Annotated in this window: 17 protein-coding genes; 10 read left to right on the forward strand and 7 right to left on the reverse strand. The window is 62.3% G+C overall.

Features of this window, described 5'->3' with window-relative positions:
• Positions 1–79: 79 nt before the first annotated feature.
• Both HX814_RS24235 and dinG read right to left on the reverse strand, forming a co-directional pair.
• A complete protein-coding gene (locus tag HX814_RS24235; RefSeq protein WP_008432094.1) occupies positions 80–2,407 on the reverse strand; it encodes a beta-galactosidase in 2,328 nt (775 codons plus the stop codon).
• A gap of 95 nt (positions 2,408–2,502) precedes the next feature.
• Complete coding sequence (gene dinG / locus HX814_RS24240; protein WP_008432096.1) at positions 2,503–4,647, reverse strand: ATP-dependent DNA helicase DinG; 2,145 nt, start codon at positions 4,645–4,647, stop codon at positions 2,503–2,505.
• A gap of 99 nt (positions 4,648–4,746) precedes the next feature.
• Between dinG and HX814_RS24245 the strand changes: the two genes are divergently transcribed.
• Positions 4,747–5,211: a CopD family protein gene (locus HX814_RS24245; protein WP_003213709.1), complete on the forward strand. Its 465-nt coding sequence runs from the start codon at positions 4,747–4,749 to the stop codon at positions 5,209–5,211.
• A gap of 102 nt (positions 5,212–5,313) precedes the next feature.
• Here HX814_RS24245 and HX814_RS24250 read toward each other — a convergent pair whose 3' ends face one another.
• From HX814_RS24250 to HX814_RS24260, 3 genes are all read right to left on the reverse strand, one after another.
• Positions 5,314–6,072, reverse strand: coding sequence for a hypothetical protein (locus tag HX814_RS24250; protein ID WP_003213707.1), 759 nt, complete (start codon positions 6,070–6,072; stop codon positions 5,314–5,316).
• Entirely contained in the window at positions 6,065–6,358 is a 294-nt protein-coding gene (locus tag HX814_RS24255) for a DUF1145 domain-containing protein (RefSeq protein WP_087694264.1), read from the reverse strand. Before HX814_RS24255 ends, HX814_RS24250 begins: the two co-directional genes overlap by 8 nt.
• Positions 6,359–6,486: 128 nt before the next feature.
• Positions 6,487–7,182, reverse strand: coding sequence for an OmpA family protein (locus tag HX814_RS24260; protein ID WP_008432103.1), 696 nt, complete (start codon positions 7,180–7,182; stop codon positions 6,487–6,489).
• Positions 7,183–7,362: 180 nt separating this feature from the next.
• Between HX814_RS24260 and HX814_RS24265 the strand changes: the two genes are divergently transcribed.
• From HX814_RS24265 to HX814_RS24280, 4 genes are all read left to right on the forward strand, one after another.
• Positions 7,363–7,860, forward strand: coding sequence for a DUF6231 family protein (locus HX814_RS24265; protein WP_003213701.1), 498 nt, complete (start codon positions 7,363–7,365; stop codon positions 7,858–7,860).
• Positions 7,861–7,864: 4 nt separating this feature from the next.
• Positions 7,865–8,335, forward strand: coding sequence for a YchJ family protein (locus tag HX814_RS24270; protein ID WP_177009888.1), 471 nt, complete (start codon positions 7,865–7,867; stop codon positions 8,333–8,335).
• A 61-nt stretch (positions 8,336–8,396) separates the two neighbouring features.
• Positions 8,397–8,897: an LEA type 2 family protein gene (locus tag HX814_RS24275; RefSeq protein WP_003213697.1), complete on the forward strand. Its 501-nt coding sequence runs from the start codon at positions 8,397–8,399 to the stop codon at positions 8,895–8,897.
• Positions 8,894–9,100: an SEC-C metal-binding domain-containing protein gene (locus HX814_RS24280; protein ID WP_177009887.1), complete on the forward strand. Its 207-nt coding sequence runs from the start codon at positions 8,894–8,896 to the stop codon at positions 9,098–9,100. Before HX814_RS24275 ends, HX814_RS24280 begins: the two co-directional genes overlap by 4 nt.
• A 140-nt stretch (positions 9,101–9,240) precedes the next feature.
• Here the strand turns inward: HX814_RS24280 and HX814_RS24285 are convergent, their stop codons facing one another.
• Complete coding sequence (locus tag HX814_RS24285) at positions 9,241–10,632, reverse strand: ATP-binding protein (protein WP_177009886.1); 1,392 nt, start codon at positions 10,630–10,632, stop codon at positions 9,241–9,243.
• On the reverse strand, positions 10,629–11,339 hold the full coding sequence (locus HX814_RS24290; RefSeq protein ID WP_003213692.1) for a response regulator: 711 nt from the start codon (positions 11,337–11,339) through the stop codon (positions 10,629–10,631). Before HX814_RS24290 ends, HX814_RS24285 begins: the two co-directional genes overlap by 4 nt.
• 196 nt (positions 11,340–11,535) lie before the next feature.
• Between HX814_RS24290 and HX814_RS24295 the strand changes: the two genes are divergently transcribed.
• The 5 genes from HX814_RS24295 to HX814_RS24315 all read left to right on the forward strand — a co-directional run bounded on the left by HX814_RS24295 (position 11,536) and on the right by HX814_RS24315 (position 17,750).
• Entirely contained in the window at positions 11,536–13,917 is a 2,382-nt protein-coding gene (locus HX814_RS24295; protein WP_177009885.1) for a TonB-dependent siderophore receptor, read from the forward strand.
• 3 nt (positions 13,918–13,920) lie between these two features.
• Entirely contained in the window at positions 13,921–14,601 is a 681-nt protein-coding gene (locus HX814_RS24300) for a Fe2+-dependent dioxygenase (RefSeq protein WP_177009884.1), read from the forward strand.
• 28 nt (positions 14,602–14,629) lie between these two features.
• Positions 14,630–15,745 (forward strand): ABC transporter substrate-binding protein, encoded by a 1,116-nt coding sequence (locus HX814_RS24305; RefSeq protein WP_102606220.1) that lies wholly within the window; start codon positions 14,630–14,632, stop codon positions 15,743–15,745.
• A 161-nt stretch (positions 15,746–15,906) separates the two neighbouring features.
• Positions 15,907–16,965, forward strand: a complete 1,059-nt coding sequence (locus HX814_RS24310; protein WP_087694269.1) for an iron ABC transporter permease — start codon at positions 15,907–15,909, stop codon at positions 16,963–16,965.
• Positions 16,962–17,750, forward strand: a complete 789-nt coding sequence (locus HX814_RS24315; RefSeq protein WP_177009883.1) for an ABC transporter ATP-binding protein — start codon at positions 16,962–16,964, stop codon at positions 17,748–17,750. Before HX814_RS24310 ends, HX814_RS24315 begins: the two co-directional genes overlap by 4 nt.
• The last annotated feature ends 4 nt before the right edge of the window (positions 17,751–17,754 follow it).

Here is a 17,754-nt window from a genome sequence, read left to right on the forward strand (position 1 = left end):
GAAAAGTACTACAGTAAGTGGCCGACATTGTTCCAGCCATTGAGCGATTTGTGAACCCGCTCTCGTCGATCAGCCCCCATCAATGACCTTTGCCGGAATGCCCGCCGGAATGCTCTGCACCCGGCGCGGCTGCATTGCCTTCACGCCCGGGCTTGCCGCCCTCACCGGCGTGGACCGCTGCGGCAGCCTTGGCCTTTTCGGCCTCCTTGCCCAGCTGATCGACGGCAGCCAGGTTACTTTTGCGCACACTGTCGACAAACCCCTGGAACGGCACATCGGTGATGCCGACCAGGCCGAAGTGGCCGTTTTCGCCGTCAAGCAAACGGCCGGTAACCGGCTGGTCCAGGTACTGGAACCAATGCACGCCGACGATCGACGGCTCGGCCATGGCCTGCTTCAGGAAGTTGGCGTAGGCAACCCCACGATCCTCTTCCCGGGCCAACTGCGTCACGCCGCCCCAGAACGGGCCGCGGTCCGCCGAGCCGAAGTTGAATTCGGTGATCAGCACCGGCTTGTCCAACGTCCGCAGGGCCGCGAAGTCGTAGCCGTCCTGAGGCTTGAGGGTGTACATGTTGAAGCTCAGCACATCGCAATATTGCGCGCAGGACGCCACCGCTTCCGGCGTGCTGACCGCGTATCGGCCACCCAGCAACAGCTGGTTGGGCGCATGCCATTTCAATGCATCGGAGATGGTCTTGAAGTAGGCGTCGGCAAAGGTCTTCTGGAAGTACTTGAAGTCCGCTTCGATTTCCGGGTGCTCCGGGCTTGGCATTGGCGGCACAAAGCCCGGGTCTTCCATCAGTTCCCAGGCGGGCAGCTCGATGCCCCAGGCCCTGGAAAGCCCCTCCTGATTGCGGTACTTGTCGCGCAATTGCTTGAGAAACGCGCGCTTGGCCGGCACGTCGGTGGTCATGCGCAGGGTGCCGTAGGCCAGGGCGTAGCGGGATTTCGCATCATCACCGGGACCGGCCCAGGCCAGTTCGTTGTCGGCAAAGAAGCCGATCAGCCACGGGTCGTCGCGATGGTCACGGGCGGCAATTGCCACCGCACGCTCGGTGGCCATGGCGAAGCGCGGGTCGAACGGGTCGGGCATGCCGCCCCACCAATCGGTGCCGGTGCTGATGCTCGCGTAATCACCGACGATCGACAGTGGCAAGGTGTAAGGCACGCGGTCGGCGGTCGCCAGCTGCGGCGCACTCCAGTTGCCGACAGTATTGAAACCCCAGGCCCGCAGGCGGTCGAGGGTGTGGCTGACCCAGCGTTTCTGGTCGAAACCTTCCGGAGCACAAGGTGCCGGCGGCACGCACGGCTGGCCATAGGTACGCTGCAGGTTGGCGCCATAGAAGTCGTACCAGCGGCCGACATTAAAGCTGCGCCCCTGATCGGCACCATTGCCGCTGCGGCTGTCACCGCTGCCGTAGTATTTGTCGAAAGGCTCGCCGGCCTTGGGCAGCGCGGCAAACATCCATTCGCGGCCCGCCACGTAGGTCTGGCTGTTGTCCGGGGCGACGGTATTGACGCCCAGGGAGTAGAACGGATGGCCTTCCGGTGTCACCAGGTACCAGCGCCCGTCGCGCTTCTCGGTGCGGAAGAAGCCGCTGGCGTCAAAGGCCGGGCCCTTGTTCCAGCCGCCGAATTTGTCCAGGGAGGCCTTGTCGCGCTCGGCCAGCCAGCCCTTGAGCTGTTGCTGTTCCTTGACCGCTGCGGCCCTCAACTGCTCGTCGCTGCTGACTTTCTCCGGCCACCGGGCGCGGGTGGACTGCCCATAGGCGTCCACCAGATCGCTGTAGGTAGCCTTGAGTACCGGCGCGATGTCCTGCACGCCAAAGCGTTCGAGCAAGATGCTTTGGGCAACGTTCGGCTTGATCATCGACAGGGTCACCGACACGATCTGGCTGCGGTCGATCTCCCCTTCGCTGCTGGCCAGCAGCACGCGCTGGCCATCGACGGTGATCGGCATCGGCGGGCCGGCCTTCATCCCCTGGCTCAGGGGCGAGTTGGCTTGCAGCGGAATCAACAGCGTTTGCGCGGGACCGGCTGGCAGGTCGATACGGCTGAACAGCGTCCGGCCGTCATTGCTCTGCACCTTGACGTACAGGGTCAGCGCCCAGTCCATCGCACTTTGAATCCGCAGGCTCATGGCACCGGATTGCGACCAGTCCCAGGCGCCGGTCTGCGGGCTGAGCACCAGGCTCGGTTCGGCCGCCGGGTTGAAGGTGATACGGCGCAGCACTTCGCCTTCAGCGGTTTGTTCGGCGTTGTATTGCGGCAGGCTGGCGTCCTGGGTCGCCACCTTGACCACATCGGCGGGCCGTACAAAGTTGAACAAGGTTTGTTGCCCGGCAGGCGCAGCCAGCAATGGCGCGGCAAACAACAGGGCAAAAACAGCGGGCAGCGTGCGAATCATGTGAACAAGGTTCTCCCAAACGGCCGGTGACTGGCCTGATGACGTGAAGCGATGGTGAGATAGACCACAAAGTGGGCGAATTCGCCCACTGGGCCTTAAGAAATTTCCCGCCGAAACGGCGGTAAAGCATTCAGGATAGCTTTCCCATAGCGCTGGGTAACCAGACGCCGGTCAAGCAAGGTGATGGTGCCGCGATCTTCTTCGGTACGCAGCAGGCGGCCGCAGGCCTGGACCAGTTTCAAGGAAGCGTCCGGCACCGAGATCTCCATGAACGGATTGCCGCCCCGGGCTTCGATCCATTCGGCCAACGCGGCTTCCACCGGATCATCCGGCACCGAGAACGGGATCTTGGCGATCACCACGTGTTCGCAGTAGGCACCGGGCAAATCCACACCCTCGGCGAAACTCGCGAGGCCGAACAGCACGCTGGAATCGCCGCCATCCACCCGCGCCTTGTGCTTGTTCAGGGTTTCCTGTTTCGACAGGTTGCCCTGGATAAACACCTGTTTGCGCCAGTCACGGTCGAGGCCGTCGAACACGTCCTGCATCTGTTTGCGGGACGAGAACAACACCAGCGTGCCCCGTGAGCCCTCCACCAATGATGGCAGGTCACGAATGATCGCCGCCGTATGGGCCGGCGCATCCCGTGGGTCGGCCTTGAGGTCCGGTACCCGCAGCACACCGGCGTCGGCGTGATGGAACGGGCTGGGCACCACGGCGGTGACGGCCTTCTTCGGCAGCCCGGCGCGCATGCGGAAGCGGTCGAAGGTGCCCAGGGCCGTCAGCGTAGCCGAGGTGACCAAGGCACCGTAGGCCACGTTCCACAGATTGCGTCGGAGCATTTCCGCCGCCAGGATCGGGCTGGCGTTGACCTCGATATCGAACAGCGCACCGCTTTCCGACAGGGTCAGCCAACGGGCCATGGGCGGGTTGTCTTCCGGGTCTTCGACGGTAAAGGCGGTCCACAACTCCCAGTTGCCCTGGGAACGGGACAGCAGGCTGCCAAACAGCGGGTACCATTCTTCAGCCTGATTGCTGGCGATGCCGATATTGACCTCGCCATCCATGCCTTCCTTGAGCAAATCGGTGAGACGGGTGAACAAGTCGGTCAGGCGCGAAAAGCCCTTTTTCAGCTCGACGCCCATTTCGCGCATGTGCTCGGGGATCAGCCCGCCAACGAAACGATGGCGCGGCCGTTCGCGGCCTTCCACGTCTTCGCCGGGCTTGAAGTCTGCCACCTGCTCGCAGGCGCTGAACATGAATTGCTGCTGGGTCTTGATCTCCCGCGCCAGCTCCGGCACCTGCTCGATCAACTTGCCCAGGTCGCCCGGCAGCGGGTGCTGGGCGAGCAACTTGGTGAGGTTCTTGGCCGTGGTTTCCAGCCAGTCGGCGGTGGAGCGCAGCCGCGTATAGTGAGCAAAGTGGCCGATGGCCTTGTCGGGCAGGTGATGGCCTTCGTCGAACACGTAGAGTGTGTCGCGCGGGTCGGGCAACACGGCGCCGCCCCCCAGGGCCAGGTCGGCGAGGACCATGTCATGGTTGGTGACAATAACGTCGACCTTGCCCATGCCCTCCCGGGCCTTGTAGAAGGCGCACTGGCCGAAGTTGGGGCAATGACGGTTGGTGCACTGGCTGTGATCGGTGGTCAGCCGTGCCCAGTCGGCGTCTTCCAGGGCATTGGGCCAGCTGTCGCGGTCGCCGTCCCATTTATTGCCCGCCAGTTTCTCGATCATGCTGGTAAACAGCTTCTGACTGACCTCATCGACTTCGATCTTGAAGCCTTCTTCTTCGAACAGCGAGGCAGTGGCGGTTTGCGCGTGGCCTTCCTGCAACAGCACGTCGAGCTTGGACAGGCACATATAGCGCCCACGGCCCTTGGCCAGGGCGAAGGTGAAATTCAGGCCGCTGTTGCGCATCAGGTCGGGCAGGTCTTTGTAGACAATCTGCTCTTGCAGGGCGACGGTAGCGGTGGCAATCACCAGGCGCTTGCCGGCGGCCTTGGCGGTGGGGATCGCCGCCAGGCTGTAGGCCACGGTTTTACCGGTACCGGTGCCGGCCTCGACGGCCACCACGGCGGGGTCGCCACTGCGCCGACCTTCGTCGTCGGTGTCGATATCCCCGAGGACCTTGGCGACTTCGGCGATCATCAGGCGCTGGCCGTACCGCGGCTTCAAGCTCTTGGCTTCGAGAAAACGCGAGTAGGCGCCCTGGATCGTGGTTTTGAGTTCAGTGCTGATCATGGATAGTCGGGCGCAAAAAACGCTGGATAAATTTTCAGTGGTTCGGATCGGCCGCTATCATACCCCGCTAATTAATCCCGCGCAGAACGGAGTACCCCAATGACCGTCTTTAGCTTCGCTTACACCCTGCATGTACTGGCCGCCCTGATCTGGGTCGGCGGTATGTTTTTCGCCTGGATGATCCTGCGCCCCGCCGCCATGGCCGCGCTGGACGGGCCGGCCCGGCTGAAACTCTGGGTAAATGTGTTTCAACGTTTTTTCGTGTGGGTCTGGGTGGCGGTGCTGGTGTTGCCGATCAGCGGTGTCGGCCTGCTGCAACTGCGCTTCAGCGGGTTTGAGACCGCGCCGCGTTATGTACAGGTCATGATGGGGCTATATGTGGTGATGACGGCGCTGTTTATCCGGATTCAGGCGCTGAAGTTGCCGGAGCTGCGCGTGGCGGTGGCGGCTGAGGATTGGCCGGCCGGGGCTGCGGCCTTGGGGCAGATTCGTAAATTGGTGGGGATCAACTTGATAGTGGGGTTGGTGCTGGTGGCGATTGCTTCGGCACGGCCGATGTTCTGAAGCGCCTAGTAGACCGCTTTCGCGAGCAAGCCCGCTCCCACATTTGGAATGCGTTTCAAATGTGGGAGCGGGCTTGCTCGCGAAAGCGTCAGGCCAGTCGCCTCAGAGCCTCTGAATGGTCACAGCACCCGCAGGCCCCGCTGGCCCCGGCTGCCCTTCCAACCCGGCCCGGCCCTTTTCGCCGCCATCCGCGCGGTACACCAGGCACCCCTTGGACTGCCCGCCTTTACCCGGCTTGCCCGCCGTGCCCGCCAAACCGCCGGCTCCGCCGTCCACCCAGACCTTGATCTTCTCGCCCGGGAAGTCCTGCGGCAATTCCACACGGACCTGCGCGCCCGCCGCGCCCGGCAGCCCGTCGCCGCCGTTGTCGCCATTGGCACCGCGCCCGGCCGAACCCCAGGTGCAGCCAGGGTCTTCGCCGTTGGCACCATCCAGCCCGGCATAACCCTGGGCACCCGCGCCACCGCGGGCATCCACCGACAGCTCATCGGCCGTCAGCGAGTTAATCCGCAACACCAGGTCACGCCCCGCCTTGGCCGGGCGCTCATGGGTACCGGGAGCGCCGCGTGAGGTGATCTGGCTGCCCTGCTCCAGCTGCGCCTGACGCACCTGCAGTTGCAACGTGGTGCTACCGGGCACGATGGCGATTCGCGCGTCGCGGCCCAGGTGCAGTTCATCCACGGTCACCTGGGTGATATTGGCGGGAATCAGCAAGGTGCCGTAATCCGCCACGTCCAGTCGCTCCAGTTGCAACACACCACTGCTGTTGGGCAGGCGCATCAACGAGTTGGTCTCGACGCTGACGCTCTGGGCCAGGGCAATGGGGCTGACCAGCAGGGCCAACAGAAAAACCTTACGCATGATTGGCCTCCTTGTTTACATCATTAGCCGGTGTCGGCGTCGAAAAGCTCTGCACATGGAACATACCCACCAGCAGGATCTGCAAGCGGTCACGCCAGGGATGGGCACGGGTTTTCACACTGCCGTTGAACAACAGCAGTTCCAGAACATGGGTCAGCAACAACAGGCTGCCGGCCAGGTTGACCAACAGGTGGAACGGGTTGATCAGCGGTGTGATCAGGTTGACCACCACCACGACCCAGAACAGCAACGTCAAGAATTTACCCAGCCCCCAAAACACCTTCATCCCGCACGCTCCCCTTGCACATTATTCTTTGGGCGCACAGTAACGACTTCTACAGGCGTTGTGCCAGTGAAGGATTAAAAAATTGATGAAGGGGCCCCTGGGGATTCCGCAGGGGCCTTGAGGCGGGGTCAGCGGTTGATCTGAATTTCCACGCGGCGGTTCAGCGCGCGGCCATCAGCGGTTTTGTTATCGGCTACGGGGTGGCTTTCGCCGGCGCCGGTCACGGAGACAAAACTGCTGCGCGGGATGCCGGAACTGACCAGGTAGTCGGTCACCGAATGAGCGCGTCGTTCAGAGAGTTTCTGGTTGTAGGCATCTTTACCGACACTGTCGGTATGCCCGCTGACGCGCAGCTGCGCACTCGGGGCCTCTTTTTTCAGGCGGGTGGCAATCACGTCGAGCTTGGTTTTGTCGGCAGCCGTGAGCTTCGCGGAGTCGAACTCGAAGTGCACGTCACGAATCACGATGGTTTCTTCCTTGACCACCACCACTTCCTCTTGAACCACCGCTACCGGCACCGGAGGGCAGCCATTGGCGTCCACCTGCACGCCTTTTGGCGTGCCAGGGCACTTGTCGCGACTGTCCGGTACGCCATCGCCGTCCTCGTCACCGTCGCCATGCACCCAGCAATAGGCGCCAGCCATGCCGCCAATCAGCAGTGCGCCGTAGCCTGCATAGGACGAGCTTTGGGTCGCACCAATGGCAGCACCGGTCACACCGCCGACGGCGGCACAGGTGGGCCAGTCGGTTTTTTGCAAGCCTGCGCAACCTGTCAATACTCCGGTTAGCAGAACCAAGGGTAGAGCTGTCCGCATGATGCTCATCTGACTTTCTCCTGAGGGGATCGGCGGGGGCCGACGAGTGGAGTAAAGACGGCTCTTTTCATCTGCGCCAGCGTGTCACACCCCAGTATTCATTGGGCCGAGCGGTTTATTCTCGCCGCCCGCTCTAGGCCCGCACGCTCAGGCAGGCTAGTCTCTACGGTCCTGATGTGAGGATCTTCGATGACTGCCGGTATTTCTTCCCGTACACCCCAGCAAGCGCTCGCTGCGCTGCTTGATCTTCACGCGCCCAAACGCCTGCTGTTATTGGGCGCCAGCCAGTTCCCGGCGCTGGATGCCTTTAAGGAAGCACACCCGGATACCGTGGTGTCCTTCGCCGAGCCCGGCCCCTTGCCCACCGACCTCGCGGCCCAGCGTTTTGACCTGGCACTGGCGGTCGGTTGCCTGGAACACCTGTCAAAACCTGCGGGCCTGACCTTGCTGGGGGGCATTCGCAACCTCAATGCCAGCCGCATTGCGGTGCTGGTGGACCTGGCCGCCTGCCACTGGAAAGACACCGACTTCTTCTCCCTGGCCCTGCAAGCCAGCGAACGCTTCCAGCGCGACGGTCAGGTTTTGACGCTGTTTACCTATGATCTGCTTGACTATAAACAGGTGCCGGATTGGCTGAACGCCCGCTTCTGGGCCAACCCGCAAAACTTTGGAAAGTATTGGTGGTAACCCGATGAGTACATCCATTTGCCCCTGCGGCAGCGGCAACCTGCTGGATGCCTGCTGCGGTCATTATCACGCCGGCCACCCGGCCCCCTGCGCCGAAGCGTTGATGCGTTCGCGCTACAGCGCCTATGTGCTGGGCCTGGTGGACTACCTGGTGGCAACCACCCTGCCTGCGCAGCAAGCCGGGCTGGACACCACCGCCATCGGCGCCTGGAGCGCCCAAAGCACCTGGCTGGGCCTTTCAGTGGAAAGCTCCGAGGTGTTCGGCGGCCAGCCGGAACACGCCTTCGTGACCTTTACCGCTCGCTGGCATGACAGCACCGGCGAACACAGCCACCGCGAGCGCTCATCTTTCGTACAAAACAATGAGCACTGGTACTTTATCGACCCGACGGTGGACGTGAAGGCCGGGCGTAATGACGCCTGCGTGTGTGGCAGCGGGCAGAAATTCAAGAAGTGCTGTTCCGGCTACCTCTGACATTCATTGATACCCGACAGGCTCTCGCTTGCTATGCTGACTCTTCACACGGAGTAACGGCATGGTTTCTCAGGCGCGGGTATTCAGGACTTACAGCCTTCTGCTGGCATTGATGCTGGGGCTCTCCGGCTGCGCGTCGTGGTTCGCCGACGATACGCCCGCCCCCGAGGTGCGTCTGGTCAAGGTCGACCCCGTGCGGGTCAAGTTGCTGGAGCAGAAGTTCAAGCTGTATTTCCGCGTGGATAACCGTGACGACAACGACCTGACCGTACGCGGCCTGGTTTACAAGGTCAGCCTCGGCACGATGGTGCTGACCGAAGGCGAGTCCAACGAATGGCTGACCGTGCCACCCCACAGCCACGCTTTTTTCCGGGTATCGGTGCGCACCAACCTGTGGCCGCAGATCCGCGATGTGGTCGACATGCTGAAAAATCCGCGCGATCCCGTGCCCTATCGTCTTGAAGGCGAGTTGAAAACCGGTTTATTTATCGGGAACGACGTGCAGGTGTTGCGCAATGGCGAGATAATCCCCGGCGATTTTATTCCGGAGCGACATCGATGACTCAGCAACCCCATGTCCATGGTCCCGACTGCAACCACGATCACGATCACGATCATCATGATCACGACCACGGCCATGTCCACGGCCCGAACTGCGGCCACGCTCACCAGGAGCCGGTGCGCAATACGTTGAAGGACGTGGGTCGTAACGATCCTTGCCCGTGCGGCAGCGAGAAGAAATTCAAGAAGTGCCACGGGGCTTGAGTTAAGAAACCCGATTCTCGAAACACTGCACATCCAAATGTGGGAGCGGGCTTGCTCGCGAAAGCGCAGTGTCAGTCAACCTCTCTGTTACTGATACACCGCTTTCGCGAGCAAGCCCGCTCCCACATTTAGCCTGTATTTCAAGGCCAGGATTTGCGCTGAAACTCCAACACCACTTCCAACCCCCCACCCTCCCGATTGCTCAAGCTCAACCGCCCGTTATGGGCACTGGCGATCGTATGCGCGATACTCAACCCCAGCCCGTAACCACCGGTTTCCACATTGCGTGAGCCTTCCACCCGGTAAAACGGCTCCATCACCTGTTCCAGTTGTTCCTGGGGAATCCCCGGCCCACGGTCGCTGATGAAAATCTTCAAGCTGTCCGCCTTGTCTTCTACCCGCACCACCACCTCGGAGCCATAACGCACCGCGTTCTCCAGCAGGTTCTGCACGCAACGCTTGAGACTGCGGGCATACCCCGGCAATGGCTGTTTGGCCCGCCCTTCTATCGTCACCGTCTCGCCCACGTCCTGCAGGTCCGCCTGCAAGCTTTGCAGCAAGGCGTTGATGTCGATGTTCTGGCGCTTCTCGTTGATTTCGCCGCTGCTGACGAAGTCCAGGGTGCTGGAAACCATGTGCTCCATTTCTTCCAGGTCGCTGCGAAAACGTTCCTTGGTTCGGTTGTCGTCGAGCATTTCCGTACGTAACCGCAGGCGCGTAATGGGCGAGCGCAGGTCGTGGGAAATCGCCGCCAGGAAGCGCGTCCGCTCGGCGATATTGGCGATCAGCCGCTGCTGCATGGCGTTGAACGCCTGGGCGGCACGGCGCACTTCGGTGGGCCCATCGAGGGCCAGCGGTGGCCGCTGGATGTCCCGGCCCAAGGCTTCGGCAGCCTTGGCCAGGGCGTTGAGCGGGCGAATGGCCAGGCGCACCGCCACCAGGGCAATGATCACCAGCACCAATACCCGCAGCAGATAAATGCGCATCACGTAATCGAACAGCAAGTCCATCGGCGAAGTACTGGTCCAGCCTTGTTCCTCGGTGGCCTGCACCTGCAGCCAGCGCCCGTCCGGCAAACGCAGGTCAATCAGGAATTGCCCCACCACAGGCCTGGAGCGGAGCAGAGTCGACAGCCCGGCATGCTGGCCCTCGGCATCCAGCAGCTTGAGGCTCAACAGATGCAGGTTCTGGGTGTAGCCGGTTTTCTCCGAGAGCACTTTATTCAGCAAGCGCTCGGTGGCCTGGTCGCTGTCGCTGATGCTGCTTGTCACATCACTGGCCTGGTCACTCAGGGTCAGGCGAAAGCGCGGCGTATCGAGCAGCTTGATCAGCACATCCGCCTGCGCCGGATCGCTGTGTACCAGCCGCACCACGTCCGCCAGCCGCGTGGCGATCAGCCGGCTGGGGATTTCCAGCACCTGGCCGTGGCGCATGTCGTACCAGATGCTGCTGGTCAGGGCCTGGGCCGCGAGCATGCCGCTGACCAGGATCAGCACCAGCCGGCCGAACAGCGAACGCGGCAGCAGTTTCACGATTGCAGCGCCACGTCGTCGGCGGTGAGCATGTAACCCTCGTTGCGCACGGTCTTGATCAACCCGGCCGGCAACTGCGAGCGCAGTCGGCTGACGCACACATCAATCGAGCGGTCGAACGGCGTGCTGTCTTTGTCGAACACGTGGTTGAGCAAAAAGTCGCGGCTCAGCGGCCGGTTGGGATGCTGCAACAACAGGCGCAACACCCGGTAATCGGAGTTGCCGAGGCTGACCACCACGCCTTCCGGCGAAAGCAATTGGCGGGCCCGGGTGTCCAGCTGCCAGCCGGCAAAGCTGATGCTCGGTGCTTCATCGAGCCGCGCCCGGTCCGGAAAACTCTGCACCCGGCGCAGCACCACCTTGATCCGCACCAGCAACTCCCGCGGGTCGAACGGCTTGGGCAGGTAATCGTCGGCGCCGATTTCCAGGCCGACGATCCGGTCGATCAGCGTGCCCTTGGCGGTGAGCATGATCACCGGCGTGTTGGAGCTGACGCGCAATTCGCGGCACAAACTCAGGCCGTCTTCGCCGGGCAACATCAGGTCGAGGACGATCAGGTCGATGACATTCAGCGCCAGGCGGCGGCGCATTTCCTTGCCGTCGCCGGCGGTGGACACCTGGAAGCCGGCGTCACTCAGGTAGTCGCACAGCAATTGGCGGATTTGCGGGTCGTCATCAACGATCAGCAGGTGGTCTTGCTTGGCCATGGGGCAATTCGTCCGAAACTCAAAAGGCAGGAGATAGCCGAAACTTCAGCCAGGAGTACGCGCAAATGTAATGGAATGTTGTGGGAAACGGTAATCACGCATCCACATTACAAAGCCACGGCATGGCGGCCGGTATCGGTCTTTAGACTACCGAATCTAAATGAGATTAATTGTAATTTAGCCTAGGTCACTCCGAATGCCATTGCCTACCCCGCGCGCCCTGTCGCTGCAATCTACCCTTGCGCCGATGTTCGGCCTGCTTGCCGCCGGCAGCGTTTCTCCCACCGCCTGGGCCGATGCGCCGGTGGCGGCGTCGAATGATTCGGTGCTGAGCCTGCCGGAAATCAAGATCGACGGTGAAGCCACTTCCGCCTTTAAAGTCGACCGGGTGACCTCGGCAAAAATCAGCCAGCCGCTGCTTGATGCCCCGCAAAGCGTAACCATCGTCCCGCAGCAAGTGCTCAAGGAGCAAAACGCGCAGACCTTGCAGGAAGTGTTGCGCAACGTGCCGGGCATCACCTTCATGTCCGGCGAAGGCAACCTGGGCTGGGGCGACCTGTTTTCGATTCGCGGGTTTTCCTCGGAGCAGAGCCTGACCGTCGACGGTGTGCGCGATGCCGGCCAATCGACCCGCACCGACACTTTCAACCTGCAACAGGCAGAAGTGTTCAAGGGCACCGGCTCGATCGAATCCGGCGTTTCCGCGGTAGGCGGCAGCGTCAACCTGGTGAGTAAAGAGGCGCATCTGGGGGATGCCAACAAACTCTCGGCCGGCATCGGCACCGACAGCTACCGCCGCCTCACCGGCGATTTCAACCAACAACTGAATGACACCACCGCCCTGCGCATCAACCTGATGAAGCACTACAACCAGGTGGCCGAGCGTGACGACGTGGACTACGACCGCTGGGGCATCGCGACCTCCCTCGGCTTCGGCCTGGGCACCGACACCCGCCTGTTTATCGACACCTTCTACCAGAAGGACGACAACACGCCGGACGGCGGTGTGCCGATCCAGCGCGGCACCGACGGCGACCGCATGCCGGGAGTCAAGCGCTCCAACTGGTATGGCGACTCGCACCTGTACACCCAGCAAACCAAAACCACTTCGCTGACCACCCGCTTCGAGCATGATTTCGACTGGAACGAAGCGACCCTGAAGAACCAGACCAAGTGGGAGCGCACCGACAACTTCGCGGTGCTCTCGCCCGCGCGCTTCTTCGCCGCCAACGGCAATGGCCAAAAAACCTGCACCGGCACGCGCTGTGCGACCTTGGGCTACACCGGCGTAGGACCGATCAGCCAAGTGCCCGGCAGCACGGTAAATGCCTACCCGGGATACGCCAACAGCGGTAACACCGCCTACGGTATTTTGCGAGGGAGCGACTTCGGCCAATCGACGCGCTACACCATCCTCGACAACCAGACCGACTTCGCCTTCAAGCTCAATATCGGCGGGCTGGAACACGCGGTGGTCAGCGGGCTCGAGTTCTATCACGAGACCTACGGCGGCCTGAAACGCAACGCCGAAGTGCCGGCCGGCGATCTGTTCTTCGACATGAACGACCCGAGCCACAGCTTTGCCAGCACCGAAGTGACCAAGGGTGAAGGCCAGCCACGCTCGGTGATCGACAACGCCGGCCTCTACCTGGGTGACACCATCACCCTGAATGAACAGTGGCAAGTGCTCGGCTCCCTGCGCTACGACAACTGGCAGGCCAAAACCACCCAGCGTGGCCAAGCGTCCATCGACAGCACCGACGGTGCCGTGAGCGGCCGGATCGGCGCGGTGTACAAGCCGTTGCCCAACGGCAGCATCTACGTGTCCTACAGCGAAGCGGCACAACCGTCAGCCCTGGGCGCGTCGACCAACAACCAGATCTACGGCGCCGCGAGCACCAGCAACTACACCCCGGCCAAGTCGAAGACCTACGAGATCGGCACCAAGTGGGACATTGCCCACGACCTGCTGAACGTCACCGCCGCGATCTTCCGCACCGAACTGGACAACTCCTGGGAATACCAGGACGGCGAAAGCGCTCCGGTACGCGCCCTCCCCGCCAAGCGCGTAGACGGTGTGGAACTGGGCCTGCAAGGCAATATCAGCCCGCGCTGGACGGTGTACAGCGGGTTCTCCGCGCTGAAAAGCACCCAGACCAAAGGGGCCAACAAAGGCGAGGAAGCCAAGAACGTTCCCGACCTGACCGCCAACCTGTGGACCACCTACGCCGTCACCGACGACCTGAGCCTGAGTTACGGCGCGCAATACGTAGGACGCCGCCGCTACAGCGACAACAAATACGTCGGCGGCCTGAACAACAACAGCAGCTACGCCACCGGCCCGTCCGGCGTGTACGCGATCTACACCCGCGACCACGAAAAGGCGCCCGGCTACTGGCTCAACAACGTGGCTGCGCAATACAAGGTGAGCAAGCAGACCACGGTCAACCTCAACCTGAACAACGTGTTTAACAAGTTCTACTACAGCCAGATCGGCGCGTCCCTGGACGGCTTCCAGCTCTACGGCATCCCGGGCGCCGGGCGCACGCTCACCGCCAGCGTCGACTATGAGTTTTAAGCCGTGCTGATCGAAATCCCGGCCCTGTTGAGTGCCGAAGAAGTCGAGGTGGCCGTCGCCACCCTGCTCGATCAACCGTGGGTCGACGGCAAGGTCACCGCCGGGCAACGCTCGGCCAGGGCGAAAAACAACCGGCAGCTGTCGGAAGACGCGCCGGTAGCGATTCGCCTGGGTGAGCAGATTCTGTCGCGGCTGTCGGACAACGCGCTGTTCATGTCCGCCGCCCTGCCGAAGAAAATCTACCCGCCGCTGTTCAACCGCTACAGCGGCGGCGAGGCCTTCGACTGGCATATCGACAATGCGATTCGCGGCCTCAAGGGCGTGCGCGAACGGGTGCGCACCGACATCTCCGCCACCTTGTTCCTGGCTGATCCGGCCAGCTACGACGGCGGCGAACTGGTGATCCGCGACACCTTCGGCGAACACGCGGTGAAGCTGCCCGCCGGGCACCTGCTGATTTATCCCGGCAGCAGTTTGCACAAGATCAACCCGGTCACCCGCGGCGAGCGCATCGCCAGTTTCTTCTGGATCGAAAGCCTGGTGCGCGAAGACAGCCAGCGCCAACTGCTGCTGGACATGGACGTGGCGATTCAACGCCTCACCGCGCAACACGCCGACGACCACGCGTTGCTGCAACTGAGCGGCGCCTATCACAACCTTTTGCGGCGCTGGAGCGATGTCTGATGCGCCGCCTTCACCTGGAATTCTCGCCATGCTGAAACCCCGCAACTTCCTCAAGCTGGGCGCGCTGTTTGCCGTGCTGATCCTCGGCCACGCCGAAACCGCCGCCGCCCATGAAGTCACCGACGTGCTGGGCCGCAAGGTCGAGGTGCCAGACCACGTGCAGCGCGTGGTGCTCGGCGAAGGCCGGCTGATTTCGGCCTTTGCCTTGCTGGACAAGGACGCGCCATTCCAACGGATTGTCGGCTGGCAGAATGACTTGAAACTGTTGGACGCCCACACCTATAACGCCTACGTGGCGAAATTTCCGACGGTAAAAGACATTCCGCTGATTGGCCAGGCGTCGGAGCAAAGCGTCAGCGCCGAGGAAATTCTTTCGCTGAAACCGGACCTGGCGGTGTTCAGCATTTCCGGCCATGGCCCGACTGAACACAGCCCGGTGGCGGACGTGTTGGCCAAGGCGGGCATTGCAGTGTTGTTCGTCGACTTCCGCATCAACCCGGTGCAAGGCACCCACGCCAGCATGACCGCCCTGGGTCAGGCCCTGGGCCGGGAAACCCAGGCCAAGGCGTTCCTCGACTTTTATGACCAGCACATCAAGGTGATCACTGACGCCGTCGCCACCTTGCCGGCCGGGCCGCGCCCGAGCGTGTTCCTGGAATTGCTCGCCGGCGCCTGGCAGGCACCGGGGCACACCACTGGCAAGAGCGGCATGGGTGAAGTGATCAAGCTGGTGGGCGGGCGCAACATCGCCGCCGACGTGGTGCCGGGGGCGCTGGGAGATATCAGTGTCGAGTACGCGCTGAAAGCTGACCCGGATGTGTATGTGGCCACCGGCAATCACAAGCCCGGGTTGATTCTGGGTGCTGGCGTGAGCAACGAAGACGCGCGTGCCGCGTTTGACGCCGTGCTGGCCCGCCCTGAGTTTGTGAACCTTCGGGCGATTCGTGAGGGCAATTCCCACGGTCTGTGGCATGACTTCTACAACTCGCCGTACAACCTGCTGGCGATTGAAGCGCTGGCCAAGTGGGTGCATCCGGAATTGTTCGCCAAGCTGGATCCCAAGGCGACCATGGAAGCGATGAACCAACAGTTCCTCGGCATGCCGCTGCAGGGTGCTTACTGGATTGATGGCAAGGCCAAGTAACTAAGGCTCACAACCCATTCCCTGCCTGTACACGGTTCCTGTGGGAGCTGGCTTGCCTGCGATAGCGGTGTTGGATTCACCATCGCCATCGCAGGCAAGCCAGCTCCCACACTGACCGTGTACCGGCAGGGATTTTCGTCGTTTTCAAGGCTGCGAATCCAATGACCACTCAAACCCTCGACCTCGCCACCGCCAGCCAAGGCTATCGCCGCCTGCTCGCGCGTCGTTGCTGGCTGCTGGCCCTGCTGGGTGGCGCGCTGATGTGCGCGATCCTCGTGGACCTGGCCAGCGGCCCGTCGGGCATGGGCCTTGGCGCCCTGCTCGATGGCTTGCTGCACCCGGCCCACCTGAGCGCCACCGACCAGGTGATCATCTGGAACGTGCGCCTGCCCTACGCCTTGATGGCGGTGTTGGTCGGTTGCGCGCTGTCGCTGGCGGGCGCCGAGATGCAGGCGATCCTTAACAACCCGCTCGCCAGTCCATTCACCCTGGGGGTTTCCTCGGCGGCGGCGTTGGGCGCGTCCCTGGTGATTGTGTTTCCGGTGACGACGCTGTGGGTGTCGGTCAATACGGCGATTTCCATTTCAGCCTTTGTGTTTGCCGCCGCCTCGGTCTTTTTGCTGCAGGCCATGTCGCGCCTGCGCGGAGCCGGGGTGGAAAGCCTGGTGCTGTTCGGGATTGCCCTGGTGTTCAGTTGCAACGCGGTGGTCGCCCTGTTGCAACTGGTCGCCACCGAAGATGTGCTGCAACAACTGGTGTTCTGGACCCTGGGCAGCGTGACCCGGGCCAACTGGGACAAGCTCGGCATCCTCGCGTTGGTGGTCGCCGTGGTCATGCCCTTTTCCTTCGCGGCCGCGCCACGCCTGACCCTGTTGCGCATGGGCGAAGACCGCGCGCAAAGCTTCGGTGTCGATGTGAAGCGCCTGCGGTTTTTCTCGTTGTTGCGCATCAGCCTGCTGTCGGCCACCGCCGTGGCGTTTGTGGGAACCATCGGATTTATCGGCCTGGTGGGTCCGCACATCGCGCGGATTCTGGTGGGTGAAGACCAGCGCTTCCTGCTGCCGGCCAGCGCGCTTGTCGGCGCGTTACTGTTGTCGCTGTCATCCATCGCCAGCAAGCTGATCATGCCCGGGGTGATCGTACCCGTGGGTATCGTCACCGCGCTGGTGGGCGTGCCGATTTTCGTGTTGCTGGTGTTCAAGCGCGGGAGGCAGTTATGAGCAGCGGGCTGTCGATTCAGAACGCCCAGGTCAGCTATGGCCGGCGCCAGATTGTGCATGACCTGAGTTTGCCAACCTTGGCCCACGGCAGCCTGACCGCGTTGATCGGGCCGAACGGTGCGGGCAAGTCGACGTTGCTGAGGGCGGTGGCGGGGCTGGAAAAGATGCAGGGCGTTGTCAGATTGGGTGACCTGGACCTGACGAAAATGTCCGTCGGTGACCGCGCCCGGCGTGTGACCTATATGCCGCAAAACCTTCCGCCGGGCTTGAGCCTGAGTGTGATGGAAAGCGTGATCGCGGCGCTGCGGGTGGCGAACGTCGAGGGCATTGCGCTTTCAAGCGACGCGTGCATGCGCGAGGCCTTTGATGCGTTGCAAAGGATTGGCATCGCTCATCTGGCGGATCAGCTATTGAGCACGTTATCCGGCGGCCAGCGGCAACTGGTCAGCCTGGCGCAACTGATTGCGCGCCGGCCACAGGTGATGCTGCTGGATGAACCCACCAGTGCGCTGGACTTGAACTACCAGTTGAAGGTCATGGATTGCGTGCGCGACCTGGTGCGGGAACACAACCTGATCGCCGTGGTGGTGCTGCACGACATCAACCTCGCGGCGCGCTATGCCGACCATATCGCGGTGCTGCGCCAGGGCCGGCTGTACGCCAGTGGCGCGGCGGATGACGTGCTGGATACGGCGCTGTTTGCCGAAGTCTATGGTGTGCGGGTACGCATCGAACGATGCTCACAACAAACGTTGCAGGTGTTGGTGGACGGCGCCGTAACCTGACCTC

It is taken from the genome of Pseudomonas sp. C8002 (assembly GCF_013385765.1).
Taxonomy (GTDB): Bacteria; Pseudomonadota; Gammaproteobacteria; order Pseudomonadales; family Pseudomonadaceae; genus Aquipseudomonas.

Coding starts and splice junctions, on each gene's coding strand:
- HX814_RS24235 (WP_008432094.1), bottom strand. CDS start 2,407: ATGATTCGCACGCTGCCCGCTGTTTTTGCCCTGTTGTTTGCCGCGCCA.
- dinG (WP_008432096.1), bottom strand. CDS start 4,647: ATGATCAGCACTGAACTCAAAACCACGATCCAGGGCGCCTACTCGCGT.
- HX814_RS24245 (WP_003213709.1), top strand. CDS start 4,747: ATGACCGTCTTTAGCTTCGCTTACACCCTGCATGTACTGGCCGCCCTG.
- HX814_RS24250 (WP_003213707.1), bottom strand. CDS start 6,072: ATGCGTAAGGTTTTTCTGTTGGCCCTGCTGGTCAGCCCCATTGCCCTG.
- HX814_RS24255 (WP_087694264.1), bottom strand. CDS start 6,358: ATGAAGGTGTTTTGGGGGCTGGGTAAATTCTTGACGTTGCTGTTCTGG.
- HX814_RS24260 (WP_008432103.1), bottom strand. CDS start 7,182: ATGAGCATCATGCGGACAGCTCTACCCTTGGTTCTGCTAACCGGAGTA.
- HX814_RS24265 (WP_003213701.1), top strand. CDS start 7,363: ATGACTGCCGGTATTTCTTCCCGTACACCCCAGCAAGCGCTCGCTGCG.
- HX814_RS24270 (WP_177009888.1), top strand. CDS start 7,865: ATGAGTACATCCATTTGCCCCTGCGGCAGCGGCAACCTGCTGGATGCC.
- HX814_RS24275 (WP_003213697.1), top strand. CDS start 8,397: ATGGTTTCTCAGGCGCGGGTATTCAGGACTTACAGCCTTCTGCTGGCA.
- HX814_RS24280 (WP_177009887.1), top strand. CDS start 8,894: ATGACTCAGCAACCCCATGTCCATGGTCCCGACTGCAACCACGATCAC.
- HX814_RS24290 (WP_003213692.1), bottom strand. CDS start 11,339: ATGGCCAAGCAAGACCACCTGCTGATCGTTGATGACGACCCGCAAATC.
- HX814_RS24295 (WP_177009885.1), top strand. CDS start 11,536: ATGCCATTGCCTACCCCGCGCGCCCTGTCGCTGCAATCTACCCTTGCG.
- HX814_RS24305 (WP_102606220.1), top strand. CDS start 14,630: ATGCTGAAACCCCGCAACTTCCTCAAGCTGGGCGCGCTGTTTGCCGTG.
- HX814_RS24310 (WP_087694269.1), top strand. CDS start 15,907: ATGACCACTCAAACCCTCGACCTCGCCACCGCCAGCCAAGGCTATCGC.
- HX814_RS24315 (WP_177009883.1), top strand. CDS start 16,962: ATGAGCAGCGGGCTGTCGATTCAGAACGCCCAGGTCAGCTATGGCCGG.